Annotated in this window: 18 protein-coding genes and 3 pseudogenes; 5 read left to right on the top strand and 16 right to left on the bottom strand. The window is 71.5% G+C overall.

From position 1 onward, the window contains the following. Positions 1-23: 23 nt before the first annotated feature. Positions 24-875 carry an ATP-binding cassette domain-containing protein gene (locus tag QUE38_RS10965; protein ID WP_286308222.1) on the top strand — a complete coding sequence of 284 codons (852 nt, stop codon included), beginning with the start codon at positions 24-26 and terminating at the stop codon, positions 873-875. Beyond that, entirely contained in the window at positions 872-2,182 is a 1,311-nt protein-coding gene (locus QUE38_RS10960; RefSeq protein ID WP_286308220.1) for a sugar ABC transporter permease, read from the top strand. Before QUE38_RS10965 ends, QUE38_RS10960 begins: the two co-directional genes overlap by 4 nt. A gap of 219 nt (positions 2,183-2,401) precedes the next feature. Here the strand turns inward: QUE38_RS10960 and QUE38_RS10955 are convergent, their stop codons facing one another. From QUE38_RS10955 to QUE38_RS10915, 9 genes are all read right to left on the bottom strand, one after another. After that, positions 2,402-3,373, bottom strand: a complete 972-nt coding sequence (locus QUE38_RS10955; RefSeq protein WP_286308218.1) for a type IV toxin-antitoxin system AbiEi family antitoxin domain-containing protein — start codon at positions 3,371-3,373, stop codon at positions 2,402-2,404. A gap of 199 nt (positions 3,374-3,572) precedes the next feature. Next, positions 3,573-4,721, bottom strand: a complete 1,149-nt coding sequence (locus QUE38_RS10950; RefSeq protein WP_286308216.1) for a LacI family DNA-binding transcriptional regulator — start codon at positions 4,719-4,721, stop codon at positions 3,573-3,575. 18 nt (positions 4,722-4,739) lie between these two features. Next, complete coding sequence (gene araA, locus QUE38_RS10945; RefSeq protein WP_286308213.1) at positions 4,740-6,263, bottom strand: L-arabinose isomerase; 1,524 nt, start codon at positions 6,261-6,263, stop codon at positions 4,740-4,742. 117 nt (positions 6,264-6,380) lie between these two features. Further along, positions 6,381-8,033: a xylulokinase gene (locus QUE38_RS10940; protein WP_286308212.1), complete on the bottom strand. Its 1,653-nt coding sequence runs from the start codon at positions 8,031-8,033 to the stop codon at positions 6,381-6,383. An 11-nt stretch (positions 8,034-8,044) separates the two neighbouring features. Continuing rightward, complete coding sequence (locus QUE38_RS10935; RefSeq protein WP_286308209.1) at positions 8,045-8,773, bottom strand: L-ribulose-5-phosphate 4-epimerase; 729 nt, start codon at positions 8,771-8,773, stop codon at positions 8,045-8,047. Between the two features lie 181 nt (positions 8,774-8,954). Then, on the bottom strand, positions 8,955-9,785 hold the full coding sequence (locus tag QUE38_RS10930; RefSeq protein WP_286308207.1) for an aldo/keto reductase: 831 nt from the start codon (positions 9,783-9,785) through the stop codon (positions 8,955-8,957). 102 nt (positions 9,786-9,887) lie between these two features. Continuing rightward, positions 9,888-10,520 (bottom strand): nuclear transport factor 2 family protein, encoded by a 633-nt coding sequence (locus QUE38_RS10925; RefSeq protein ID WP_286308206.1) that lies wholly within the window; start codon positions 10,518-10,520, stop codon positions 9,888-9,890. A 114-nt stretch (positions 10,521-10,634) separates the two neighbouring features. Further along, complete coding sequence (locus QUE38_RS10920; RefSeq protein WP_286308204.1) at positions 10,635-11,795, bottom strand: cystathionine gamma-synthase; 1,161 nt, start codon at positions 11,793-11,795, stop codon at positions 10,635-10,637. Between the two features lie 18 nt (positions 11,796-11,813). Continuing rightward, a complete protein-coding gene (locus QUE38_RS10915) occupies positions 11,814-13,178 on the bottom strand; it encodes a cystathionine beta-synthase (RefSeq protein WP_286308202.1) in 1,365 nt (454 codons plus the stop codon). A gap of 275 nt (positions 13,179-13,453) precedes the next feature. Between QUE38_RS10915 and QUE38_RS10910 the strand changes: the two genes are divergently transcribed. After that, on the top strand, positions 13,454-14,122 hold the full coding sequence (locus QUE38_RS10910) for a DUF3105 domain-containing protein (RefSeq protein WP_286308200.1): 669 nt from the start codon (positions 13,454-13,456) through the stop codon (positions 14,120-14,122). Then, positions 14,122-14,838, top strand: a complete 717-nt coding sequence (locus tag QUE38_RS10905) for a DUF305 domain-containing protein (RefSeq protein WP_286308198.1) — start codon at positions 14,122-14,124, stop codon at positions 14,836-14,838. The genes QUE38_RS10910 and QUE38_RS10905 overlap by 1 nt, the downstream gene beginning before the upstream one ends. Positions 14,839-14,891: 53 nt before the next feature. Here the strand turns inward: QUE38_RS10905 and QUE38_RS10900 are convergent, their stop codons facing one another. The 5 genes and pseudogenes from QUE38_RS10900 to QUE38_RS10880 all read right to left on the bottom strand — a co-directional run bounded on the left by QUE38_RS10900 (position 14,892) and on the right by QUE38_RS10880 (position 21,444). Next, a complete protein-coding gene (locus QUE38_RS10900) occupies positions 14,892-15,698 on the bottom strand; it encodes an aquaporin (RefSeq protein WP_286308197.1) in 807 nt (268 codons plus the stop codon). Positions 15,699-15,761: 63 nt separating this feature from the next. After that, a pseudogene (locus QUE38_RS10895) lies at positions 15,762-17,680 on the bottom strand (ABC transporter ATP-binding protein). A 355-nt stretch (positions 17,681-18,035) separates the two neighbouring features. Beyond that, complete coding sequence (locus tag QUE38_RS10890; protein ID WP_286308195.1) at positions 18,036-19,028, bottom strand: carbohydrate ABC transporter permease; 993 nt, start codon at positions 19,026-19,028, stop codon at positions 18,036-18,038. Next, positions 19,025-19,993: a carbohydrate ABC transporter permease gene (locus QUE38_RS10885; protein ID WP_286308193.1), complete on the bottom strand. Its 969-nt coding sequence runs from the start codon at positions 19,991-19,993 to the stop codon at positions 19,025-19,027. The genes QUE38_RS10890 and QUE38_RS10885 overlap by 4 nt, the downstream gene beginning before the upstream one ends. A 92-nt stretch (positions 19,994-20,085) precedes the next feature. Next, positions 20,086-21,444 carry an ABC transporter substrate-binding protein gene (locus QUE38_RS10880; RefSeq protein ID WP_286308191.1) on the bottom strand — a complete coding sequence of 453 codons (1,359 nt, stop codon included), beginning with the start codon at positions 21,442-21,444 and terminating at the stop codon, positions 20,086-20,088. Positions 21,445-21,651: 207 nt separating this feature from the next. Here QUE38_RS10880 and QUE38_RS10875 point away from each other — a divergent pair, with 207 nt between their 5' ends. Further along, complete coding sequence (locus tag QUE38_RS10875; protein ID WP_286308189.1) at positions 21,652-22,665, top strand: LacI family DNA-binding transcriptional regulator; 1,014 nt, start codon at positions 21,652-21,654, stop codon at positions 22,663-22,665. A gap of 37 nt (positions 22,666-22,702) precedes the next feature. Here QUE38_RS10875 and QUE38_RS10870 read toward each other — a convergent pair. Further along, a pseudogene (locus QUE38_RS10870) lies at positions 22,703-23,752 on the bottom strand (Gfo/Idh/MocA family protein); the annotation flags it as partial. Between the two features lie 85 nt (positions 23,753-23,837). Beyond that, positions 23,838-25,621: pseudogene (locus QUE38_RS10865) on the bottom strand (DUF6807 family protein). Between the last annotated feature and the right edge of the window lie 113 nt (positions 25,622-25,734).

Genomic DNA, 25,734 nt, shown 5'->3' with positions numbered 1-25,734 from the left:
CCCGAGTCACGAGGATGAGACACATGACAGTGACGTCACCCACCAAGCAGGCCGGCGGCCGCCCGCACGAGAACGTGCTGCGGCTGCGCGGCGTCAGCAAGCGCTTCGGAGCCGTGCAGGCGCTCAAGGACATCGAGCTCGACGTGCACCAGGGCGAGGTCGTCGCCCTCGTCGGCGACAACGGAGCGGGCAAGTCCACGCTCGTCAAGGTGCTCGCCGGCGTGCACCCGCCGGACTCGGGCGAGATCGAGTTCGAGGGCCGCACGGTCTCCATCCAGAGCCCCACCGACTCGCGCGACCTCGGCATCGCGACCGTCTACCAGGACCTCGCGCTGTGCGACAACCTGGACGTGGTCTCGAACCTCTGGCTCGGCCAGGAGCTCACCCGCGGCGGCACCCTCGACGAGGTCGAGATGGAACAGCGCTCGTGGAGCCTGCTGCGCGAGCTGAGCGCCAAGATCCCGTCGGTGCGCATCGCCGTGGCATCCCTCTCGGGCGGCCAGCGGCAGACCGTCGCCATCGCCCGCTCACTCATCGGCGAGCCCAGCATCGTGATCCTCGACGAGCCGACCGCCGCGCTCGGCGTCGCGCAGACCGCGGAGGTGCTGAACCTCGTCGAGCGCCTCCGCGACCGCGGCCACGGCGTCATCCTGATCAGCCACAACATGGCCGACGTCATGGCCGTCGCCGACCGGGTCGTCGTGCTGCGCCTCGGCCGCAACAACGGCACCTTCCGGGTGTCGGATGTCACGAGCGAGACCATCATCTCGGCCATCACCGGCGCCACCGACAACGCCGTCACCCGTCGCGCCGCCGCCAAGACCGCCGCCACCCCCGTTCCCGGGGACGACCTCGACGAGGAGCTTGAGTCATGAGCACCACCGACCGCTCGGGCACGGACGCCCCGACCAACGAGCCCCCCGCCACGACCGGCGAGCAGGCGCAGGTGCTCCAGGCGGAGTACGCCGACCTGCACGACGAACGACTGATCCAGCACAAGGGCATCGGCGGCGCGGTGCGCGAGTTCGGCAACCGCGTGCGCGGTGGCGACCTCGGGTCGCTGCCGGTCGTGATCGGCCTCATCATCATCTGGGGCGTCTTCCAGGCGCTGAACCCGGTGTTCCTCTCGCCGACGAACCTGGTGAACCTCACCCTCCAGATGGCCGCGACCGGCACGCTCGCGCTCGGCGTCGTGCTCGTGCTGCTGCTCGGCGAGATCGACCTGTCGATCGGATCGGTGTCGGGCTTGTCGGCCGCGATCCTCGCGGTGACGTTCGTGCAGATGGACTGGCCCCTCGCTGTGTCGATCCTCGCGTCGATCCTCGCCGGCCTCCTCATCGGCCTCTTCTACGGGCTCCTCTACAACCGGTTCGGCGTGCCGAGCTTCGTGATCACGCTCGCCGGCCTGCTCGGCTTCCTCGGCCTCCAGCTCTGGGTGCTCGGCCGCACCGGGTCGATCAACATCCCGTTCGACTCGTGGCTCGTGCAGTTCGCCCAGCAGATGTTCCTGCCCGAGTGGCTCGCCTACGCGCTCGTCGTGCTGACCGCAGGGGCATACGCGCTGCAGCTGTGGTTCACGGGCCGGCGGCGCGCCGCGGCGAACCTGTCGAGCGCGTCGCTCCTGTCGATCCTGCTGCGCGCAGGCGCGATCCTCGTACTGCTCGGCATCGCCGTCTGGTACCTCAACACCGGCCGCGGCGTGAGCGTGATGTTCGTGTTCTTCCTCGCCCTCGTGGTGATCATGAACTTCTTCCTCACCCGAACGAGCTGGGGTCGCTCGGTCTACGCGGTCGGCGGCAACGTCGAGGCCGCGCGCCGCGCGGGCATCCGGGTCAAGCGCATCTACCTGTCGGTGTTCATGCTCTGCTCGACGTTCGCGGCGGTCGGCGGCCTCATGGCCGCGGCGCGCCTCGCGGCGGCGAACCAGAGCTCGGGCGGCGGCGACATCAACCTGAACGCGATCGCCGCGGCGGTCATCGGCGGCACGAGCCTCTTCGGCGGCCGCGGTTCGGCGTTCTCGGCGCTGCTCGGCATCCTCGTGATCGCGTCGATCGCGTCGGGCCTCACGCTCCTGAACCTCGACTCGTCGGTGCGCTTCATGGTCACGGGCGCCGTGCTGCTGCTCGCGGTCATCGTCGACGCGCTGTCGCGTCGCTCGCGCACCGCGTCCGGCCGCGCGTAGCGCGCTCCGCGGGCGCCGACGCAGGCACGCCGCCCGCGGGGCCGCTCCGCTCCCGCAAGCGCGCCGCCCCGCGGCATCCGCTCGCCCGCTACGGCCCGCACCCGTTCACCCGGGTGCGGGCCGCGCCCGTCTCCCCTGCGGGCACGCTGAAGTCGTTCTGGCACGTCGAACTCAGCGTGCCGAACCGATCTCAGCGTGCCGATGTCTGCGCCGCCCGGATCACCGTCGCGGGACGCTCGCACCGTCGAGCAGCGCAGCCAGTCGCCGCGGTGAACGAGCGACCCGCCAGTCCCAGCGCACGAACCCACGCACATCGGGACGGCGGCGGAGCTCATCCTCCCGTCGTTTCTCCGCAACGACCACGTCCGCGGGAGCACGCCCCCGGAGGAACTCGTCCCTCGCGTACTTCTGGTTGCCGTCGAACTCGCCGACGATTCCGTGCGATCGCCAGTAGTAGTCGACATCGGCGTGCCCATGCTCCCGTTCGAAGCGCACCTGGAGGTCGGGCACGACGAACCCGAGCTCGTGCATCGCTGCACGACTCCATGACTCGCCTGGGCTGCCGCTGCGCTGGTCCGCGAACCCGATCGCCCGCTCGGCCGCACGGCGACCGTGCGTGAGGCCGGCCCGATCGAGTTCGGCCACGAGCATGTCGGTGGTCAGGATCGTCTTGGAGCCACCGATCGGACGCCCGAGCGCCGAGTCCAGCACGCAGACCGCGGTACCGAACTGCTCAGTGCTCGCAACGTCGACCACCGTTCGTGCGAGGGATGTGACCGCGATGCCGTCGACCGACGTCGTCTCGGGTTGCGTCCCGGCGCGATGGCTGATGAGGCCGGTCGACGAGCTGCCCCCGCGAGCGGACCCGGACCATACGTGCACTCCTCTGGGCACTCGGCCCACGATCGGAAGCCCGTGCATGGCGGCAGCGGAGAGATGACTGACCGGGCTGGTGCGGGTTCGCGCGAAATCCGATGTCGCGCGCACCAGTTGCGCGTGCCGGGCCTCCGGGCGCATGGCCGCCCACCTGCTCGCGTCGACGTATGCGCCTCGACGCAGTCGGATCAGCCTGCCGCGCCGGACCGCGAGTGCGACGTCGTCGGGCACGACCCCGACCGAGCGAAGCTGTGCGGTCGTGGCGTAGTCGGGTTCGCCCAGGCGCTCGAGCGCGGAGGAGATCGTGTCGGCCATGCTGCGAGCGTGGCGAAGCCCAGACGCGGGACGGGCAACTCGTTGGACCGCGCACGCGGTGTCGCGAGACGTGCCAGTTGTGCAGGAGGCACGGTCGTCGCATCCGCCTGGCACGTCGAACTCGTTTGGGCACGTCGAACTCAACGTGCCGAAACGAGCGGAACGGGCCGGATCTACCGGCACGTGCCGGTGGCGGCGGTCAGCGCGGGCGGGGCGGGGACGCGGTGCTCGCGCGCAGCACGAGCGACGGGGTGCGCGGGGCCGGGTCGGTGGCGGACGGCGCGGGTTCGGCGAGCGCGGGTTCGGCGAGCGCGGGTTCGGCGAGCGCGGATTCGGCGAGCGCGGGCGCGACGGACGCCGCGGGGCCGGCCGCGGCCGGCGCGGCGAGCAGGGCGGCGACCAGGGACATGGTGTCGCGGCCGAGCGCGTCGAAGTCCTGGCGGAGGGTCGTGAGCGGCGGGGCGAAGTGCGCGGCCTCGGGCTCGTCGTCGAAACCGACGACGCTGAGGTCGTCGGGCACGCGCCGGCCGGCATCGCGGAGCGCGTGGAGCAGGCCGAGCGCCATCTGGTCGTTGCCGACGAAGACGGCCGTCGCCGCACGGTCGGCGGCGATCGCCACGCCAGCCGCGTACCCCGAGTCGGGCAGCCACTCCCCCTCGATCGGTTCCACCACAGGCAGCCCGCGCGCGGTCATCGCCTCGCGCCAGCCGCGCACGCGCTCGGCCGCGTCCATCCAGCGAGCGGGCCCGGCGACGTGCCGGATCTCCCGGTGCCCGAGCTCGGCGAGGTGGTTCACGGCCGCCCGCGCGCCAGCGGCCTGGTCGATCGAGACGCGGCGCACGCCGGCGACGGGCTCGGATGCCACGGCCACGACGGGCACCCCGACGTCGAGCGAGCCGACGACCTCGACGCCGCCGCGCTCACCCGAGATGAGCACGATCGCCTCGACGCGCTGCACGACGAGCCGCTGCACCGCCTCGCGCAGCGCGGCGGGCTCGAGCGAACGCATGCTCACCTGGCTGACGGTGTACCCGGCCGCGTACGCCGCCTGGTTGAACTCGAGGGCCGCGCTCGTCGGTCCGTAATCGGGGCGCCCGGCGAGGATCAGCCCGAGCGAGCGCGAGCGTCGGCTCGCCATCGCGCGCGCGGCGGGCGACGGGGTGTACCGCAGGTCGGCGATCGCCTGCTGCACCCGGGCGCGCGTGGCCGCGGCGACGTCCGCCCGCCCGTTCAGCACCCGCGACACGGTCTGGTGCGAGACGCCGGCGAGCCGCGCGACGTCGAACATGGTGGGCACGGATGCCTCGCCGGCAGCGGAGCCCGCGGGCCTCCCCGCATCCGTCGTCATGTGGCCCCGCTCCCCCGCCTAGAGCCCCTGCGCGAGCCGGTAGTACGCCTGGTTCCAGCGCACCTCCTGCTCGAATCCGCGCTGAGTGGTCCCTTCCTCGATCACGAGCAGCTCGACGCCGGCCATGGTCGCGAAGTCGCGGAACACGTCGACGCCCACGGCGGTCGACATGACGGTGTGGTGCGCGGCGCCGGCGGCGAGCCACGCGGCGGCGCTCGTCGCGAAGTCGGGCGCGGGCTTCCAGACGGCGCGGCCGACGGGCAGCTTCGGCAGCGGCGACGGCAAGGCGACGTTCTCGACCACGTTCGCGGTGAGGCGGAACCGATCGCGCAGGTCGCTCATCGCGACCACGACGGCGGGGCCGGGGTCGGCCGTGAACACCAGGCGCACCGGGTCGTCCTTGCCGCCGATGCCGAGCGGGTGGATCTCGAGCGACGGCCGGGCGGTCGTGAGCGACGGCGACACCTCGAGCATGTGCGCGCCGAGGATCAGCTCGCGGCCGGGCGTCAAGTCGTACGTGTAGTCCTCCATGAGCGAGGCGCCGCCGGGCAGGCCCGCACCCATGACGTTCGCGACCCGCACGAGGATCGCGGTCTTCCAGTCGCCCTCGGCGCCGAACCCGTACCCCTCGGCCATCAGTCGCTGCACCGCGAGGCCGGGCAGCTGCTTCAGCGCACCCAGGTCCTCGAACGACGTCGTGAACGCGCCGAACCCGCCCTCCTCGAGGAATGCGCGCAGCCCGAGCTCGATGGCCGCGCCGTCGCGCAGCGACTGGTGGCGCTCGCCGCCTGCCCGCAGCTCGGGCACCACGTCGTAGAGGTCCTCGTACTCGGCCACGAGCAGGTCGACCTCGGCGGACGACGCGGCCGCGACGGCATCCGCCAGCTCGTTCACGCCCCACGTGTTCACCTGCACGCCGAGCCGCAGCTCGGCCTCGGTCTTGTCGCCCTCGGTGACGGCGACGTAGCGCATGTTGTCGCCGAAGCGGGCGAGCTTGAGCGACCGCGACGCGGCCAGCCCGGCCGCCGCCCGCTGCCAGGTCGCGAACCGCTGCTGCACGCGCGGGTCGCTCGCGTGCCCGACGATCGTCGTGCGCGGCACGCCGAGCCGCGTCTGGATGTACCCGAACTCGCGGTCGCCGTGCGCCGCCTGGTTCAGGTTCATGAAGTCGAAGTCGATCTCGCTCCACGGCAGCTCGACGTTCGCCTGCGTGTGCAGGTGCGCGAGCGGCTTCTGCAGCGCGTCGAGCCCGGCGATCCACATCTTCGCGGGGCTGAACGTGTGCATCCAGGCGACGACGCCGATGACGTTCGGCGCGGCGTTCGCCTCGAGCGCAACCCGCTTGATCGCGTCGGCGTCGGTGAGCACGGGCAGCCAGACCACGCGAACGGGCACGTCGGATGCCTCCCCCAGCGTCTCGGCGACCTGCCGCGACTGCTGGGCGACCTGCTCGAGCGTCTCGGGCCCGTAGAGGTGCTGGCTGCCGGTGACGAACCACACCTCGTACGCGTCGAGCGAGGTGGTGAGCGGGGTGCGGGTCATGGTGTCTCCTTGCGGGCGGTGGTGCGGGTGGTGCGGGTCAGGTGGTGCGGGTCGAGGGAGAGAAGGGCGGGGCGGATGCGACGGGGCTTGCGGATGCCGCGGCGCACCCGCCCCGGGTCAGAGCGCCTCCACTGCGGCGGCCTCGGCAGCGAGGCCCGCGCGGTAGCGGTCGAGGTAGGCGGCGAACCCGGCGACGTCGGCCGGGTCGGGTGCGACGGTCTCGACGTCGGCGTCCGCGAAGACGCGCTCGTCGAGCCAGGCGGCGAGGTCGAGGGCGGATGCCCCTGGACCGGATGCCCCGGAGTCGGATGCCCCCGTAGCCGATGCCCCGGTGGCCGACGCCTCCACGAGGTACCGCGCGAGCACCGCGATGCCCCACGCACCGCCCTCGGCCGCGGTCTCGCCGACCGCGACGGGCGCGTCGAGCGCCCCGGCGAGGAAGCGCTGCGCGACCCCGGCCGTGCGGAAGATGCCGCCGTGGCCGAACATGCGGTCGATGGCGACGCCCTCGGCCGCGAGCACGCGCATGCCCAGCGCGAGCGTGCCGTACACGCCGTAGAGCTGGGCGCGCATGAGGTTGCCGAGCGTGAGGTCGCTGTCGGGCGTGCGCACGACCATCGGGCGGCCCTCGGCGAGCCCCGCGATCGGCTCGCCCGCGAGCTGGTTGTAGGCGAGCACGCCCCCGGCATCCGCCGCCCCCGAGAGCGCCTCGCGGAAGAGCGCCTGGAACGCGGCATCCGTCGACACCGGCTGCCCGGCCGCCTCGGCGAACCGCTCGAACACGCCGACCCAGGCCGCGAGCTCGCTGGCCCCGTTGTTGCAGTGCACCATGGCGACCGGGTCGCCCGCGGGCGTGGTGACGAGGTCGAGCTCCTCGTGCGCCGAGGCGAGCGCGCCCTCGAGCACGACCATCGCGAAGATGCTCGTGCCGGCGCTGACGTTGCCGGTGCGCGGCGCGACCGAGTTCGTCGCGACCATGCCGGTGCCGGCGTCGCCCTCGGGCGGGCAGAGCGGGATGCCCGGCCGCAGCGCACCGGTCGGGTCGAGCAGCGCGGCACCCTCGGGCGTGAGCGATCCGGCGTCCGCACCGGCGGGCAGCACGGTCGGCAGCAGTTCGGCGACCCGCAGCCCGGGCGCGCGCTCGGCGACGAGCTCGTCGTACGACGCGACGAGCGCCGCGTCGTACGTGCCCGTCGAGGAATCGATCGGGAACATGCCCGAGGCGTCCCCCACCCCGAGCACGTCGCGGCCGGTCAGCCGCCGGTGCACGTACCCTGCGAGCGTCGTGATCGACGCGAGGTCGGGCACGTGCGGCTCGTCGTCGAGCACGGCCTGGTGCAGGTGCGCGATCGACCAGCGCAGCGGGATGTTGAGGCCGAAGCGCTCGCTGAGCTCGGCCGCGGCCGGGCCGGTCGAGGTGTTGCGCCAGGTGCGGAACGGCACGAGCTGCTCGCCCGACGCATCGAAGGCGAGGTAGCCGTGCATCATCGCCGAGACGCCGATGGCCCCGAACGTGGTCGGCGCGGCCCCGTGGCGGCGCTCCGCGTCGGCGACGAGGTCGGCGTACGCGGCCTGCACCCCGGCCAAGACGTCGTCGAGCGCGTAGGTCCAGGTGCGGTCGACGAACGCGTTCTCCCACTCGTGGCTGCCGACGGCGAGCACGTCGGTCGGGTCGTCGCCGATGAGGCACGCCTTGATGCGCGTCGATCCGAACTCGATGCCGAGCGCGGTGCGCCCCTCCGCGATCTGCGAAGCCAGCTGGGGATTCATCTCCGCCGCGCTCATCGCCGTGCGTCCCCGCCCTGGCCGTACACGTTCTGGTAGCGCGCGTAGAGCGCGTCGATCTGCTCCTGCGGAATGGGGATGAGCGGCCCCGCCTCGCGGGCGTAGTGCACGCTGCGCGCGGCATCCTCGACCATCACGGCCGCCTTCACCGCGTCCTTCGCGTTCACGCCGATCGTGAACGGCCCGTGGTTCTGCATGAGCACGGCGCGCGAGCGGTGACCGGTGAGCGTCTCGACGATGCCGCGGCCGATCGAGTCGTCGCCGATGATCGCGAACGGCCCCACCGGGATCGGCCCGCCGAACTCGTCGGCCATGCCCGTGATCACGCACGGGATCTCCTCGCCGCGCGCCGCCCACGCGACCGCGAACGTCGAGTGCGTGTGCACGACGCCGCCGACCTCGGGCATGTGCCGGTACACGTAGGCGTGCGCCGCGGTGTCGCTCGAGGGGTTGCGCTCCGACCCGGCGCTGCCGGGCACCACGTTGCCGTCGAGGTCGCAGAGGATCATGTTGTCGGGAGCGAGGTCGTCGTACGAGACGCCCGACGGCTTGATCACGAACAGGTCGGCGCCTGGCACGCGGCCCGACACGTTGCCGCCGGTCCAGATCACGAGCCCGTAGCGGGTGAGTTCGCCGTGCAGGCGGGCGACGTCCTCCCGCACCGCGGCGATGGACGCCTCGACCTCCGGCCCGAACTCGGGGTACTGGGGCGCGGGCGGGGCCATGCGGTCTCCTTCGACGTGGGTCGTGCGGCGCGAGCGGGTTCGTGAGCGCTAACGGAATCAGATGTTAGCGCTCACGAACGCATACGGCAAGACCAGCGGATGCCTCGGAGCCGACGCCCACGACACCCGAGCGGATGCCCCTGAGAGCGACCGCTCGCGAACCGCGAGCGCCCCGCCCGCGCTACATCTCCTCGTGCGTCTCCGGGTCGCCGTCCCACAGCCGGCCGCGCTCGAGGCCCGAGATCGCGTCGACCTCGTCCTGCGCCAGCGTGAAGTCGAACACGTCGAGGTTCTCGCGCTGCCTCGAGGCATCCGACGACTTCGGAATCGGGATCGACCCGAGCTGCACGTGCCAGCGCAGCACCACCTGGGTCGGCGTGCGATCGTGCGCCTCGGCGATCTCGGTGACGACCGGCTCGGCCAGCAGCTCGGTACGGCGCGCGAGCGGGCTCCAGCTCTCGGTCACGATGCCCTGCTCGGCGTGGAACGCCCGCTGCGCACCTTGTGGGAAGTACGGGTGCAGCTCGACCTGGTTGACCGCCGGCACGACGCCGGTCTGGTCGATGAGGCGGGTCAGGTGGCCGATGGTGAAGTTCGAGACGCCGATCGAGCGCACCATGCCGTACTCGCGCGCCTTGATCATGGCCCGCCAGGTGTCGACGTACCGGTCGACGCTCGGGTTCGGCCAGTGGATGAGGTGCAGGTCGATCCAGTCGAGCCCCAGCCGTTCGAGCGAGCCCCGGATGCTGGCGAGCGTCTCGTCGAAGCCGTGGTCGCGGCCCGGCAGCTTGGAGACGACCGCGACGTCGCTGCGGTCGACGCCCGACCGGTGCAGGGCCGCGCCGACCGCCTCCTCGTTGCCGTAGTTCACGGCCGTGTCGAGCATGCGGTAGCCCGACTCCAGCGCGGCGACCATGGCGGCGACGCCCTCGCCGTCGTTCAACTTGTAGGTCCCGAGCCCGAGCTGCGGGAGGGAGTTGCCGTCGTTCAGCGAGCGCAGGGGAGCGGTCATGTCTCCATCCTCCCCGAGTCGTCACGAAATGCCGCCTCCCGCGCGGCGATAGCGGCAGTTCGTGACGACTCGCGAACCGGGGTCGGCGGGGTCGGCAGGCCGTCAGCGCGAGGCGTCCGGGTCCGGCGCGTCCTCCCCGTCGATGTCGACGTCCACGTCGTCGTCGTAGTCGTAGTCGAGATCGTCGTCGAAGTCGTCGTCCCCGTCGTCGCCCTCGTCGGCCGACTCCTCCTCGTCGTCGTCCCAGTCGTACTCGTCGTCGTCGGAGTCGTCGTCCTCGTCGAGGTCGTCGGCATCGTCGTCGTCGCCGAAGTCGTCGTCCCCGTCGTCGGGCTCGTCGCCCGCGGCATCCGCCTCATCGTCGAACTCGAGGTCGTCGGCCTCCTCCTCCTCGACCCACCACTCGGTGAACGCGGTCGCGCGCCCGTCGGGTGCCAGGTCGATCACCCACAGGTTGCGGTACGCCGTCGAGCCCCGGTAGACGGTGCGGCCCTCGATGATCGCGCGGGTGTCGCCGACGAGCAGCGGCTCCCACGTGAACGTGGTCTCGTCGGGGCCGTCGGCCTCCTCGAGCCACCACGACACGATCTCGTCGTGCCCTCGGTACGGCTCGGTGCCCGGCGTGTTCACGTACTCCGCGTGCTCGGTGAAGAGCGCGCGGATGTCGCCCGGGTCGTTCGACAGCCACGCCCGTCGGTACCGCTCCACCCAGCGGGTGACCGCATCTTCCCTCATGTGACCGTCATACCGCACCGGCCCGCGACCCGCCAGAGGCTGGCGCAGGCGGCCCGGCCCGGGGCAGGGCGAAGCAGGGGCGAGCGGATGCCGCGCCGCGGCGCCGCGCCCGCCCTACAGCCGGTCGAGCGCCTCGACGACGTCGGCGACCAGGTCCGCGGTCTCCTCGACGCCGACCGACAGCCGCACGATCGACTCGGGCACCTCGGCGGGCGTGCCCTTGACCGACGCGTGCGTCATCTCCGACGGGTAGTTCACGAGCGACTCGACGCCGCCGAGCGACTCGGCGAGCTGGAAGAGCGACGTCGTCTCGGCGAACTTCCGCGCGGCGGCCGCGCCGCCCGCGAAGTCGAGCGTGAGCATGCCGCCGAAGCCCGACATCTGCGACGCGGCGAGCGCGTGGCCCGGGTGCGACGGCAGGCCCGGGTACAGCACGCGCGTGAGCTTGGGGTGGTCGAGCACGGACTCGGCGATCTGCTGGGCCGACGCGGAGTGCTGCCGCATCCGCAATGCCAGCGTCTTGATGCCGCGGCTGGTGAGGAACGCGTCGAACGGGGCCGACACGGCGCCGGCGGCGAACTGGATGAAGCGCACCTTTTCCTCGAGCTCGTCGTCGCTCGTGATGAGCGCGCCGCCGACCACGTCGGAGTGGCCGCCGAGGTACTTCGTGGTCGAGTGCACGACGACGTCGGCGCCGAGCGCGAGCGGCTGCTGCAGCGCGGGCGAGGCGAACGTGTTGTCGACCACGACGAGCGCGCCGGCCTCGTGGCCGAGCGCGACGAGGGCCGCGACGTCCGAGATCTTCATGAGCGGGTTCGACGGCGTCTCGACCCAGAGCACCTTGGTGGCCGGCTCGATCGCGGCGCGCACGGCGTCGAGGTCGCTCGTGTCGACGGTCGAGTGGCGGATGCCCCACGCACCGTGGATGCGGTTGATGAGGCGGTGCGTGCCGCCGTAGACGTCGTTGCCGATGACGACGTGGTCGCCGGGCGCGAGGACCGCGCGGAGCAGCGCGTCCTCGGCGGCGAGGCCCGACGCGAAGCTCAGGCCGTGCGTGCCGCCCTCGAGCGCGGCGAGCTGGGTCTCGAGCGCCGTGCGGGTGGGGTTGCCGCCGCGCGAGTACTCGTAGCCGCCGCGGAGGCCGCCGATGCCGTCCTGCACGTAGGTCGAGGTGAGGTGCACGGGCGGGATCACCGCACCGGTCGTGGGGTCGAACTCCTGTCCGGCGTGCACCGCACGCGTGGCGAATCCGTGGTTCTGGTCGAGCGAAGTCATGTGAGTGGTTCCTTGCGGTCAGGCGCTGAGGTAGGTGAGGAGGTCGGAGCGGGTGATGACGCCGAGCACGCGCCCGCCGTCGGTCACGAGCATCGCGGGCGCGTCGCCGAACGCCTGGCGCGCGGTGGCGACGGGCTCGTTCACGCCGATGAGGGGCAGGTTCGGGCCGATCACGCTCGACACCTCGTCGGTGAGCTTCGCGCGGCCCGAGAAGACGAGCTCGAGCAGCTCGTCGTCATGGATCGCACCGGCGACCTCGCCGAGCACGACCGGCGGCTCGGCGGTGAGCACGAGCAGCTGCGAGACGCCCGTCTCGTTCATGCGGTCGATCGCCTCGCGGATCGTGTCGTCGGGCGCCGAGTACACGAGCTCGGGCGTGCTGCCCGACTTCGAGGCGAGCAGGTTGCCGACGGTGTGGCCGGCGGGCGCGTTCGAGAACCCGTACGCGCGCAGCCACTTGTCGTTGAAGATCTTGCCGAGGTAGCCGCGGCCGCCGTCGGGCAGCAGCACGACGAACACCGAGTCGGCGGGGGCGGATGCCGCTGCCTTCAGCGCCGCGACGACGGCCATGCCGCTCGACCCGCCGACGAGGATGCCCTCCTCGCGGGCGAGGCGCCGGGTCATGTCGAACGACTCGGCGTCGGAGACCTCGATGATCTCGTGCGGCACGGTCGGGTCGTACGCGTCGGGCCAGAAGTCCTCGCCGACGCCTTCGACGAGGTACGGCCGGCCGGTGCCGCCCGAGTAGACCGAGCCCTCGGGGTCGGCGCCGATGATGCGCACCGTGTCATCCGACACCTCGCGCAGGTAGCGCCCGGTGCCGGTGATCGTGCCGCCGGTGCCGACGCCGGCGACGAAGTGCGTGACCGTGCCGTCGGTGTCGCGCCAGATCTCGGGGCCCGTGGTCTCGTAGTGCGAGCGCGGGCCGTTCGGGTTGGCGTACTGGTTCGGCTTGAACGCGCCGGGGATCTCGCGGGCGAGCCGGTCGCTCACCGAGTAGTACGACTCGGGGCTGTCGGGCGCGACCGCGGTCGGCGTCACGACCACCTCGGCGCCGTAGGCGGTGAGCACGTTGCGCTTGTCCTCGCCGACCTTGTCGGGGCAGACGAAGATGCACCGGTAGCCGCGCTGCAACGCGACGAGCGCGAGGCCCACGCCCGTGTTGCCCGAGGTCGGCTCGACGATCGTGCCGCCGGGCGCCAGCTTGCCCTCGGCCTCGGCCGCGTCGATGATGCGCGTCGCGATGCGGTCCTTCGACGAGCCGCCGGGGTTGAAGTACTCCAGCTTCACGAGCACCGTCGCGGCGATGCCGTCGGTGACGTGCTGGAGCTTCACCAGCGGGGTGTCGCCGACGAGCTCGACGATGTTCTCTGCGTACTTCATTCGTTGTCCTTCACGTCTGCTCGCCGGGCGCTGCGGAGGCGCGGGCCGGATGCGGCGAGCGATCGGTCATGCCGGGAGACCGGCGGGATGAGCGACGTTCAGCGACAACACAGCGAAGGGATCACGGCTACGACTCTAGCGGCACGGATCGGCACGTGTCATCCGCTCGCCCCGCCCGCCCCTGTGAATGCACTGCGGATGCCGCCGCGGGGAAGAAATCCGCGTGTCCGATACGTTCGAATGGAGCAACCCCCAGGTTCGAGAGAGGCACACCCGTGAGTGCGACCCCGCCCGGCAAGAAGCCGACCGTCAAGCAGCAGCGTGCAGAGCAGCGAGCGAAGAAGCTCGAGGCCTACAAGCGCGAGCAGGCCCGCCAGAAGCGCAACAAGCGCATCGGCATCGGCGCCGCGATCGGCGGAGCGGTCGTCGTGGTCGCCGTCATCGTCACCTCCATCGTGCTCACGCCGCAGGCCGCGAACTACACCGCGGGCGGTTCGGGCGCCGAGGTCGAGGGCGTCCAGACCTTCGAGAACACGTCGCTGCACGTCGAGGGCGTGGTCGACTACCCGCAGACCCCGCCGGCCGGCGGCGAGCACAACCCCGCCTGGCTGAACTGCGGCGTCTACACCGAGCAGGTGCCGAGCGAGAACGCCGTGCACTCGATGGAGCACGGCGCGATCTGGGTCACCTACGACCCGTCGCTCGCCGACGACGAGCTCTCCGCGCTGCGCGCGAAGCTGCCGTCGAGCTACGTCATCCTGTCGCCGTTCGAGGGCCTGCCCTCCCCCATCGTGCTGAGCGGCTGGAACACGCAGCTGCAGGTCGAGTCGGCCGACGACGAGCGCATCGAGGAGTACCTCGAGGAGTACTGGCGCAGCGACCTCGTGCCCGAGCCGGGCGCACTGTGCACCGGCGGCGTCGACGGTCCCGGCCGCGAGTCCTGATGACGGATGCCCCCGGGCCGGTGCCCGACGGACCCGAGGCGCCCGCGCAGCGCGGCCGCCTCGGTCGCGTCGGCGCACTCGTCGTGGGGGCCCTCGTCGTGGTCGCGCTGGTCGCGGTGGCGTTCGCCCTCGGGCGCATCTCGACGCTCGGCCAGGCCGACCCGACCACGGTCAGCGCCGAGGCCGGGTTCGCGCGCGACATGCAGGTGCACCACCTCCAGGGCGTCGACCTCGCACTGATCATCCGCGACACCAGCGACGACCCCGACATGGAGCGCCTCGCCTACGACATGGCGACCGTGCAGGCGCAGCAGGCCGGCCAGATGTACGGCTGGCTCGAGGAGTGGGGCCTGCCGCAGGCCGGCAGCGAGCCGCAGATGACGTGGATGACCCGACCCGCGCTGGCGGGTGCCGAGGGCGAGCATGCCGACCACGACGCGTCGACGCACACACCTGGCGACCCGATGCCGGGGCTCGCGACGTTCGACCAGGTCGAGACGCTGCGCGCCGCCGAGGGCGTCGAGGCCGAGCGCATCTTCCTGACGCTCATGATCCGCCACCACGAGGGCGCGCTCGAGATGTCGGAGGCGCTGCTGGCGCGCTCGACCCACCCCGTCGTCACGAGCCTCGCCCAGGCCATCCTCGACAGCCAGGCGGCCGAGATCGACCTGATGACCCGGCTGCTCGACGATCGCGGCGGCCCGGTCGAGATCTGACCGGACCGCCGCAAGCCGGCCGCTGACGAGCGCGCGCGTCTCCGCGCGCGCCGCTACCGCTTGGTGCCGTCGAACAGCAGCCGGAACGTGAAGCCCGCGAGCAGCGCGCCGACGATCGGGAACACGATGAACGCCCAGAGCATCGCCAGCGCGTCGCCGCCGCCGTAGATCGCGGTCGCGATCGAGCGGGCCGGGTTCACCGACGTGTTGTCGATCGGGATGGTCGCGAGGTGGATGAGCGTCAGCGTCAGGCCGATCACGAGGCCCGCGAACGCGGGGTTGCCGCGGCTCGGGTGCGTGACGCCGATCACGACGGCGACGAGCAGCGCGGTGAACACGATCTCGACCACGACCATGCCGCCGAAGCCGAAGCCGCCCGGCGAGAGCGCGTCCCATCCGTTGCTCGCGAACCCTCCCTCGCGGGCCGCGTCGAACCAGCCGGCCTGCGACGACCCGATGAGCGCGATGATGCTCGTCGCTGCCGCGCCGCCGAGCAGCTGCGCGACGATGTAGCCCACCGTGCCGCGCCACGGGAAGCGGCCCGCCGCCGCGAGGCCGAGCGTCACGGCGGGGTTGAAGTGCCCGCCCGAGATCGGCCCGAAGGTGTAGGCGCCCGCGACGACCGCGAGTCCCACGGCGAGCGCGACGCCGACGAACCCGACGCCGAGCGAGCTGCCGTTGTCGCCCACGCCGAAGTCGGAGGCGAACAGCGCTGCGCTGATGAGGCCCAGCACGAGCACGAACGTGCCGAAGAACTCGGCGGCGAGCGTCGCGAAGGTCGACGGCCCGGCGGGCGTCTCGGCCGGCGCGTGCTCGAGCGGCGTCGCCGCCACGCGCTTCTCGGGTCGCGGATCTGACATCGGAAATCCCCCAATCTCCGCCGCGCGCACGCGCGACTGGGAGCAAGGTACCCCGTCCGAGGGTCAGTCCGCGACCGGCGCGCCCTCCGCCTGCCGTTCGTAGAGTCGCGCGTAGACGCCGTCGGCGGCCAGCAGCTCGGCGTGCGAGCCCCGCTCGACGATGCGGCCGCCGACCACCACGAAGATGACGTCGGCGCTCACGACGGTCGACAACCGGTGCGCGATCGCGATGGTGGTGCGGCCGCGCGCCGCGTCGTCGAGCGCGTCCTGGACGACGCGCTCGGAGATGGTGTCGAGCGCGCTCGTCGCCTCGTCGAGCACGAGCACCTCGGGGTCCTTCAGCAGCACGCGCGCGATCGCGATGCGCTGCTTCTCGCCGCCGGAGAGGCGGTAGCCGCGCTCGCCGACGAGCGTGTCGTACCCGTCGGGGAACGACATGATCGTCTCGTGCATGTTCGCGGCGCGCGCGGCGCGTTCGAGCTCCGCATCCGAGGCATCCGGCTTCGCATACCTGAGGTTGTCGGAGATCGACGCGTGGAACAGGTACGTCTCCTGGCTGACGATGCCGACGTGCGAGAGCAGCGAGTCGGCGCGCAGGTCGCGCACTTCCTCCCCGCGAAGCGCACCGTGCCGCCGGACGCGTCGTACAGGCGCGGCACGAGGTACGACACGGTCGTCTTGCCGGCGCCCGACGGGCCGACGAACGCGGCGTACTGCCCGGGCTCGATGCGGAAGCTCATGTCGTCGATCGTGGGGCGCGCGTCGCCCGCGGCGTCGGGGTAGGCGAACGAGACGCCGTCGAACTCGACCCGCCCGAGGGCGTCGCCGGTGGGGACGTCGATCGCCTCGGGGGCATCCGTGATCGCCGGCCGCAGATCGAGGTACTCGAAGATGCGGGCGAACAGCGCCATGGAGGTCTGCACGTCGAGCGCGACCCGCATGATGCCGAGCATCGGGAACAGCAGGCGCGCCTGCACGGTCGTGAACGCGACGATGGTGCCGGCCGTGATGTCGGCGCTGCCGCCCGTGATGAGCCAGCCCGACACCAGGTACACGATCGCCGGGATCGACGACAGGAAGATGTTCACGAGCGCGAAGAACCACTGCCCCGACATGACCTGCCGCACCTGGAGGCTGATCTGGTTGCGGTTCTCGTCGGAGTAGCGGGCCGTCTCGGCGGCCTGGCGCGTGAACGACTTCGACAGCAGGATGCCCGAGACCGACAGCGTCTCCTGCGTGATGGCCGTCATCTCCGACAGCGACTCCTGCGTCTTCGCGGCGATCTTCGCGCGCACCCGTCCGACGCGCCGCTGGGCGAGCGCCATGAACGGCATGAGCACGAGCGCGATGAGCGTGAGCTCCCAGCTGAGCAGCAGCATGGCGACGAACGCCGCGATCACGGTGACGGTGTTGCCGAGCACGCTCGAGACGGTGTTGGTGAGCACGGATGCCACGCCGCCGACGTCGTTCTGCAGGCGCGATTGGATCACGCCGGTCTTCGTGCGCGTGAAGAACGCGAGCTCCATCGACTGGAGCCGTTCGAACAGGCGCACCCGCAGGTCGCCCATGACCTTGTTGCCGATGTTCGCGGTGAGCCAGGTCTGCCAGACGCCGAGCATCGCCGAGGCGATGAAGATGACGATCATGAGTCCGACGATCTCGGCGAGCACGGTGAGGTTCGGGCCACTGCCGCCCTCGGGGAAGAGCCCGTCGTCGAAGGCCTGCTCGGTGAGCAGCGGCGGCACGACGCTGAGCGCGGCGCCGACGAAGACGAGGGCGATGACCACAGCGAGACCGCGACGGTAGGGACGGAAGAGGGCGGCGATGCGCCGGCCGAGGTGCGGGATCTTCGGCGCTTCGGCGTTCTCGGCGCGCTGCGCGTCCTCGTCGGCGGCGCTGATGCGGGTGCGGGGCTTGCCGAAGCGCCCGACCTGTCCGCCGGGCCCGCCACCGGGCGGGCCGCTCTGGCCGTGAAGTGTCATGCACCCCACCCTAAGCGATACATGCACCTATGCATGCATTTTCCATGCACATTCGCATGCATCGCGGACGATCACGTACCCGACGGGCACGGGAATGGGCCCGGCCGAAACGCGTCGCTGCGTCGGCCGGGCCCGTGTTTCCCCGGTGCCGGCCCCCTGTTGCCGGCAAGTCCTGCGGTGGTGCTCACCTTCGACGCTAGCCCGGAGTCGAGCGATCGTCAACACCCGAATCGGTGCCGGATTCATGTCCTGAACAGTACATTTCCCGCAGCAACCAGCAGGGAACCCGGCCGCGGGTTCCCCTACCGCGGCCGGGCGCGCCCAGGTTCGGAATGCGTTCAGGTCGTGACGGCGGTCACCCCTTCGTCGATCCGGCCAGGAGCCCGCGCACGAAGTACCGTTGCAGGCTGAAGAACACGATCAGCGGCACGATCAGCGACACGAACGCCGCCGCCGTCAGGCGCTGCCAGTCCTGCCCGCGACTGCCCGTGAGCTCGGCCAATCGTTGCGTCAGTGGCGCGACGTCCTGTGTGCCGCCCGAGAAGATCAGCGCGACGAGCAGGTCGTTCCAGACCCAGAGGAACTGGAAGATCGCGAAGGACGCGATCGCCGGCATGGCGAGCGGCAGCACGATCCGGAAGAAGATCTGGCCGTGGGATGCCCCGTCGACACGCGCCGCCTCGATCACGTCGCTCGGGATCTCCGCGATGAAGTTGTGCAGCAGGAAGATCGCGAGCGGCAGTGCGAAGATCGTGTGCGCGATCCACACCGGCAGGTAGTTCTGCTCGGGGATGATCGGCACCACGTCGTGCAGCCACGCCTGCATGGGTCGCAGGTAGGTCGAGAAGAACTGCAGCAGGGGCACGAGGGCCATCTGCAGCGGCACGATCTGCAGCGCGAACACCAGGATGAACAGCACGTGCACGCCGCGGAACTTGATCCAGGCGAACGCGTACGCGGCCATCGACGCGAACACGAGCGGGAAGATCGTCGCCGGGATCGCGATGGCGATCGAGTTGACGAAGTACGCGCCCAGCTGCGGCGACGACAGCGACGGCGAGAGCAGGACGTCCTGGTAGTTCTCGAGCGTGAACCCGGGGTTCTGGAAGATGGTCCACCAACCGGTGGTGCGGATGAGCTCCGCCGGCCGGAAGGACGACAGGAACAGCCCGAACGTCGGGATGGTCCACAGCACGGCGATGATGAGCGCCGCGATGGTCGCGGTGCGCGAGGTGAGTCGCTTCTTGACCCGTGCGGGCTTCGACTCCTCCCGCTCGAGCCCGCGCTCGAGCTCCTCCTCCGTGCCGCGGTCGGGGGGCAGGACTGACGAGGTTCCGGTGGTGCTCATCGGATCTCCCTCTGCTGGCGCAGGATTCTGATGTTGTAGACGATGATCGGCAGCACCATCACGAACAGGATGAGCGCGAGCGCCGAGCCGCGTCCCACCTCGCTCGCGCGGAACGCCTGCGTGTACATCTCGTTCGCCACGACCGACGTGTTGAAGTTTCCGGCGGTCATGGTGCGCACGATGTCGAAGACCTTCAGCGTCGCGATCGAGATGGTCGTGAGCACCACCACGATCGAGCCGCGGATGCCCGGGACGGTGACGTTCCGGAACCGCTGCCAGGCGTTCGTGCCGTCGAGCTGGGCCGCCTCGATCTGCTCGGTGGGGATGCCCTTGATCGCCGCGCTCAGCACGACCATCGCGAATCCGGTCTGGATCCAGATCATGACGACGATCAGCAGGATCGTGTTGATCGGGTCGGTCTGGAGCCACTGCACGGGTTCGCCGCCGAACGCGACGACGATGGCGTTCAGGATGCCGATCTGCTCGCGGTCGCCCGAGCGGTACTCGTAGACGAACCGCCAGATGATGCCCGCGCCGACGAACGAGATCGCCATCGGCATGAACACCAGCGCCTTGAAGTACCGCTCCCCGCGCGACTTGTCGATGAAGATCGCGTACGCGAGGCCGACGAGGGTCGCGAAGGTCGGCACGAGCAGCACCCAGATGACCGTGTTGATCAGCGTGCGGATCGCCGCCGGCTGCGTGAACATCCAGACGAAGTTGTCGAGCGACCACGCGCCCGAGTTGTCCTGGAACGCCAGGAACGTGGTGCGGATCGCCGGCCAGACGAGGCCGATCGCCACGAGGATCAGGGCGGGGAGCAGGAAGCCCGCCAGTTGCCAGTAGTCGCGCCCCTTCTTGGGCGCCTTGTCGATGAAGAAGATGAGCAGGCCCACGATCGCCGCGAACACGACGAGGCCCATCACCACCTGCAGGATCTTCCCGACGAGGTCTTCGGTCGTCACCGTCTCTCCCGTTTCGTCATTGAAATCTGGGGATGCGAGGGGCGGGGTACGACCCCGCCCCCTCGATCATGCCGCGAACGCGGCGGGGCGCGCTAGCTGCTCGGCCAGCTCGCCTCGATGGCGTCGACCACCGACTGCGTGTCGCTGCCGGTCACCCAGTCGACGATGCCGCTCCAGAAGGAGTCGGCGCCGACGGCACCGGGCATCAGGTCGGATCCGTCGAACCGGAAGGTGGTCTCCGGGTTCTGCAGGATCTCGATGGACTGCACGAGCAGCTCGCTCGACGCGTTCTCGGGGTCGACCCCGAGGTTCGCGCTGATCACGCCGCCGAGGCTCACGCGATTGTTGGCCCAGGTGTCGCTCGAGAGGTACGTGCGCACCACCTCGACCTCCTCGGCGTCGGTGAACGCGGTCACGATCTCGCCACCACCCGTGACGGCCAGCGGGTCGCCGGCGTTCTCGGGCGGGAGCATGAATCCGAACACGTCGCCGTTCGAGGCCACCGTGACCTCGTCGCCACCCTCGGCGTTCCAGAAGGTCTCGTAGAACGAGGCCTGGTGGTGCAGCGAGCACTCGCCGTCGAGGATCGGGAGCCCGGCCGTGCCGAACGCCTCGGTCACGAGCGTCGACACGTCGCCGATTCCGCCGTTGACCATGTCCTCGTTCTTGAGGTATTCGCCGACCTCGTCGAACGCCTCGACGATGCCGGGGTCGTTGAACGGGATCTCGTGCGTGACCCACTGGTCGTAGTAGTCGGCGCCCTGGAGTCGGAGCACGTAGTCCTCGACCCAGTCGGTGCCGGGCCAGCCGGTCGCGACGCCCGACTCGAGGCCGACGCACCACGGCTTGTGGTCGCCCGCCGCGACGATCTCGTCGGAGAGGTCGCGCAGTTCGTCGAGCGTGGCCGGGATCTCCCAGCCGTTCTCCTCGAACTCGCTCGGCGAGTACCAGATGTAGCCCTTGATGTTGGACATCAGCGGCGCGCCGTAGAACACGTCATCGACGGTGCCGTAGGCCTTCCAGTCCTCGGTCCACCACTCGTCGGCGTTCGCCTCGACGTCGGCCGACGCCGGGATCAGCCAGCCGCCGTCGGCGAGTCGCTCGACGAGTCCGGGCTGGGGCACGAACCCGATGTCGGGGGCGTTGCCGCCCTCGGCGAGCACCGCGATCTGCGCCTCGAACTCCTGCGAGCCCTGGTAGTCGATCTCGATGCCGGTGCAGTTGGAGAAGTCGGTCCACGACTCGACGAGCCGGTCGGCCTCGATGTCGACGATGGTGCCGCCGATCGTGACGCTCGCCCCCTCGTACGTGCCGTACTCCTCGTACTCCGAGCAGTCGACGTCCTCCGCCGACTCGTTCGCGATGTCCCCCGTACAGGCGGTGAGCGCGAAGCCGACCGTGGCCGCCACCGCGAGCGGCAGGAGCAGTCGGCGCTTCCGAATGGTGCTCATCTCTCATCTCCTCGTTGAGTTGGAGTTCCTGGGAACCGCTCTCAGCGGAACCGGTTCCAGCCCTACGGTATGCATGGCCGGTATGGAGACACAAGGACTGGTATGTCACGAAACGATCACGTCCGAGGTTCCTTTGTGGAACCGGTTCCGCTCCTCCGGTCGTGGGGCTACACTCGGCCGTGCATCTTCCGAGGGAGGGAGGCGTCGATGCCGTCGATCGCGGATGTCGCGCGCCTCTCCGGGGTGTCGAAAGCCACCGCGTCGCGTGCACTGAGCGGCCGCGGGGCGGTCTCGCCGGCCACGCGCGACCGCGTCGTCGCCGCCGCGTCGGAGATCGGCTACATCGCCTCGCCGAACGCCGCGAGCCTCGTCACGGGTCGCAGCAAGTCCATCGGCGTGCTCATCCGCTTCGTCAACCGCTGGTACTTCGGCGAGGTGCTCGAGGGCCTCGAACGGGCGATGCTGGCGCGCGGGTACGACCTCGTGCTCTACAACCTCGCGGTCGAGCCGGAGGCGCGCCGGCGCATCTTCGAGTACTACGTGCAGCGCCGTCGCGTCGACGCGGTCATCGGGGTCGACGTCGACCTGAGCCCCGACGAGTCCGACCGGCTCGCCCGCACCGGTCGGCCCGTGGTGACGATCGGCGGAACCATGCTGTCGGCGGCCGTGCGCCTGGCCGTCGACCACCGCGAGACCGCCCGCCTCGCGACCCGGCACCTGCTGCACCTCGGGCACCGCGACATCGTGCTGCTCGGCGGCGAGGAGGCCGAGCGCGACCGCGAGGGCGTGCAGGGCAGCCGGGTCACCGGGTTCCGCGAGGCGATGGCCGAGGCGGGCGTGGCGGACGCGCCGTACCTGCCGACCGAGTACTCGATGTCGGAGGGCTTCTCGGCCGCGCTGCAGCTGCTCGGCGACCCGGCGCATCGCCCGACCGCGGTGTTCGCGGCATGCGACGAGATCGCGTTCGGCACCTACATCGCCGCGCGCCGGCTCGGGCTGAGCATTCCCGCCGACCTCTCGATCATCGGCATCGACGGGCACGAGAACGCGGGCATGTTCGGCCTCACGACCGTCGAGCAGCGCCCGGTGGAGCAGGGCGAGCAGGCGGTGCGCTGGGCCATGTCGCTGCTCGGCGAGGGCGACGACGAGCAGGCGCCGCACGACGTCGACCTGCCCGTGAAGCTCGTGGTGCGCTCCAGCACCTCCGCGCCGGCGCGCTGAACGCTCGGCGAGCGGATGCCCCGGGGCCGACGCGCCCTCAGCGAGCGAACGGTGCGCCGACGGCGGAGAACGTCGCCTGCTCGGTGACGACCCGTGCCGCCCACTGCTCGAGATCGCGCACCACGAGGTGCTCGCCCGCGTCGTCGCGCACCCGCTCCACGTGCTCCGTGGCGATGCGCCGCGGGTCGGAGCCGGTGCGCACCGCGTCGAGCACGCGGGTGAACGCCGCGGTCGCCGCGAGCGGCACGAGCAGCGGGGCGCCGTCGACCGCGTGGTCGACGAGGTTCGCGAGCAGCGAGGTGCGCGGATGCCGCGTGGTGGCCGGGAACGGCTCGCCGTCGCGCACGACCTGCACGACGTCGAGCGTGTACCAGAGCACGATGCGCCCCGACTCCCCCTCGACCGTGACGCACGGCTCGCTCCGCACCGACGCCGTGAGGGCGAGCGCACCCGCGATCGTGCGCCCGTCCGCGAGCCGGACGACGAGCGACGACGTGTCGTCGGCCTCGATGTCGTTCGCCCGCAGGAGGTCGAGCTCGACGCCTGCGACATCGGCGGCCGACCGCGCCCCGGCCACGGCGAGCGCCGTCGCGACCGCGTGCGCGAGCGGGTTCGTCACCGCGCCGTCGACGACGGGCACGCCGTCGAGCTCGCGCCGGCCGGCCCACGCGCTGCGGGTCCAGTAGTCGACCGGCCGCACCCAGGTGCCGAGTGCGCCGTACGCGCGCACCGCGCCGATCGCGCCACCGGCGACGAGCTCGCGCACCGCGCCGACCGCGGACGACCCGAGGCTCTGGAACCCGACCTGCACCGAGCGACCGACCCGCCGCGCGACCTCGTCGAGCTCGGCGAGCTCGGCGAGCGAGGGGGCGGGCGGCTTCTCGAGCAGCACGTGGGCGCCGGCCTCGAGCGCGGCCCGCGCGAGCGGCACGTGGGTGTGGATCGGGGTCGAGAGCACCACGACGTCGAGGTCGGCGTCGGCGATCATCGCCGCGGCGTCGGCGAAGACGGCGGCCTCCCCGACCGGCGACTCGGGCGCCCGGTGGTCGGCGACCGCGATCAGCCGCGCACGCCCCAGGCCCTCGAGCCGGAGCGCCTCCACGACGTGCGTGGCCCCGTGGCCGTGGATGCCGGCGATGCCGATGCGCGGCACGGCGCCCGGGGGCATCCGCTCACCCATTCGCGGCGAGCCGGCCCGCAAGGTCGGCGAGTTCCGCGGGGTCGGTGATGACGCGGTCGATGAGCAGCGCGTCGAGTCCGAGCTCGACGGTGCCGCCCTCGGGCACGTGCAGGATCTCGTCCCACGCGAGCGCCGGGCCGATGCCGACGTACTCGGCGACGCGGGCGAACCACGGCAGCGGGGCGCCCCCGGGCTGGTGCAGCAGCACGGTGACCTTGCGCTCGGGGTCGACCACGGCGAACCACGGCGAGCGCGAGCCGTGCCCGAGCTCCTCCCCGGCCCGTCGGCGGTCACCACGATCGCCTTCCACTCCGGGAAGCGCCAGAAGATGCCGCCGTAGCCCGCGCCCTCGCGCCCGTTGGTGGCGGGCGACCCGAACTCGAGCGCACCGAAGTTCGCCTTGAGCACGGTGCGCCAGCGCAGCACCCAGGCGTCGCCCTCGCCGACCCGCACGGGCGAGCCGGTGAGCGTGCGCACCTCGCTGAGCTGGGCGACGTTGCGCTCGTCGATCCAGGTGAGGCGCTCGGTGAGCCGCTCGCCGTCGACGCGCAGCTCGTCGCGGCGCTGCCGGCCCTGGTTCTCGAGCATGACCGAGCCGACGTCCTGGATGTAGGTGCGACCGCCCCAGTACGACGTGCCGTTGATGTCGGGCAGTGCCACGCCGATGCCGAAGTGGTGCAGGTGGTCGGTCGGGTGGCTATCGGTCACGCGCACGCCGCCGAGGGTCTCGACCGGATGCAGGTACGGGCGCGGCGACAGCACGGAGTCGATCGCGGTGCCCTCCTCGTACCGCGCGACGACGCCGTCGCCGATGCGCAGCAGCGGGCGGCCGGGGCTCAGCCAGCCGGTCGCCTCGGGTGCGGGCCCGGTGCTGCCGCGCGCCTCGAGGATGGGGCGGTAGGAGAGCGGATGCGTCGCCGCAGCGCCGGCGATCGCGCCCTTGAGCCGCTGCCAGGCCTGTTCGCCGATCTCGACGCGGGGCACCGACATGGTCGTGAGCGACGGGGCGGAGAACCGCGACAGGGGGATGTCGTCGATGCCGGCGACCGAGATCTCGACCGGCACCTCGACGCCGACCTCGCGCAGGCGGGCGAGCAGGCCCAGCGCGGCGAGGTCGTTGAAGGCGATGGCGCCGGTCGCGCCCGAGGCGAGCACCGCGTCGGCGGCGCGGTAGCCGTCCTCCACCTGCGAGCCGGCGGGCACGTCGACGACCTCGAAGCCGTCGTGCCGTGCGACGAGCTCGGCGAGTCCACGGCGCCGCAGCACGTCGGCGTACGACTGCGGCGGGCCGGAGAGGTACGCGATGCGGGTGTGGCCGAGCGAGATGAAGTGCTCGCCCAGCGCGCGGATGCCGCTCTCGTAGTCGACCGAGAGCTCGGCCGCGGGGTCGCCCGCGACGGGGCGGTTCACGACCACGACGGGGCCGACGCGGCTCACGAGCGACTCGAGGCGCTCGTTCGACATGCGGGGGGCGACGAGCACGAGCGCGTCGCAGCGCGAGCGCGCCTCGAGCACGACCTCCTCCTCGTCGCCGACCCGCTCGGCGGTGTCGGCCACGAGCACCCGGTAGCCGTCGGCGTAGGCCGCGCGGCTGAGGCCCTTGAGCACGCCCTGGAACATCGGGTTCTCCAGGTCGGGCACGACCAGCGCGATCGTGTTGCTGCGGCCGCGCACCAGGTTGCGCGCGGCCGGGCTCGGGGAGTAGTTCAGCTTCTCCACGGCGTCGCGCACCTTGGCGGCGATCGTCGGGTCCACGGTCTGGTTGCGGTTGAGCACCCGCGAGACCGAGGCCTGGGAGACGCCCGCGAAGGCGGCCACCTGGGCGATGGTGACCGGTCGGGGCGAGGTGTTCGTCACGGGTCCTCCGCGTGTTCTCGTCGTGTCAAAGG

The sequence above is a fragment of the Agromyces mangrovi genome (assembly GCF_030296695.1).
Taxonomy (GTDB): Bacteria; Actinomycetota; Actinomycetes; order Actinomycetales; family Microbacteriaceae; genus Agromyces; species Agromyces mangrovi.
Note: the sequence above shows the minus strand (reverse complement) of the source record. Positions and strands in the feature narration are given on the sequence as shown.

What these genes read in the sequence shown, in the direction of transcription:
- QUE38_RS10965 (WP_286308222.1), top strand. Translation starts at nt 24, where the DNA reads ATGACAGTGACGTCACCCACCAAGCAGGCCGGCGGCCGCCCGCACGAG.
- QUE38_RS10960 (WP_286308220.1), top strand. Translation starts at nt 872, where the DNA reads ATGAGCACCACCGACCGCTCGGGCACGGACGCCCCGACCAACGAGCCC.
- QUE38_RS10955 (WP_286308218.1), bottom strand. Translation starts at nt 3,373, where the DNA reads ATGGCCGACACGATCTCCTCCGCGCTCGAGCGCCTGGGCGAACCCGAC.
- QUE38_RS10950 (WP_286308216.1), bottom strand. Translation starts at nt 4,721, where the DNA reads ATGACGACGGATGCGGGGAGGCCCGCGGGCTCCGCTGCCGGCGAGGCA.
- araA (WP_286308213.1), bottom strand. Translation starts at nt 6,263, where the DNA reads ATGACCCGCACCCCGCTCACCACCTCGCTCGACGCGTACGAGGTGTGG.
- QUE38_RS10940 (WP_286308212.1), bottom strand. Translation starts at nt 8,033, where the DNA reads ATGAATCCCCAGCTGGCTTCGCAGATCGCGGAGGGGCGCACCGCGCTC.
- QUE38_RS10935 (WP_286308209.1), bottom strand. Translation starts at nt 8,773, where the DNA reads ATGGCCCCGCCCGCGCCCCAGTACCCCGAGTTCGGGCCGGAGGTCGAG.
- QUE38_RS10930 (WP_286308207.1), bottom strand. Translation starts at nt 9,785, where the DNA reads ATGACCGCTCCCCTGCGCTCGCTGAACGACGGCAACTCCCTCCCGCAG.
- QUE38_RS10925 (WP_286308206.1), bottom strand. Translation starts at nt 10,520, where the DNA reads ATGAGGGAAGATGCGGTCACCCGCTGGGTGGAGCGGTACCGACGGGCG.
- QUE38_RS10920 (WP_286308204.1), bottom strand. Translation starts at nt 11,795, where the DNA reads ATGACTTCGCTCGACCAGAACCACGGATTCGCCACGCGTGCGGTGCAC.
- QUE38_RS10915 (WP_286308202.1), bottom strand. Translation starts at nt 13,178, where the DNA reads ATGAAGTACGCAGAGAACATCGTCGAGCTCGTCGGCGACACCCCGCTG.
- QUE38_RS10905 (WP_286308198.1), top strand. Translation starts at nt 14,122, where the DNA reads ATGACGGATGCCCCCGGGCCGGTGCCCGACGGACCCGAGGCGCCCGCG.
- QUE38_RS10900 (WP_286308197.1), bottom strand. Translation starts at nt 15,698, where the DNA reads ATGTCAGATCCGCGACCCGAGAAGCGCGTGGCGGCGACGCCGCTCGAG.
- QUE38_RS10890 (WP_286308195.1), bottom strand. Translation starts at nt 19,028, where the DNA reads ATGAGCACCACCGGAACCTCGTCAGTCCTGCCCCCCGACCGCGGCACG.
- QUE38_RS10880 (WP_286308191.1), bottom strand. Translation starts at nt 21,444, where the DNA reads ATGAGCACCATTCGGAAGCGCCGACTGCTCCTGCCGCTCGCGGTGGCG.
- QUE38_RS10875 (WP_286308189.1), top strand. Translation starts at nt 21,652, where the DNA reads ATGCCGTCGATCGCGGATGTCGCGCGCCTCTCCGGGGTGTCGAAAGCC.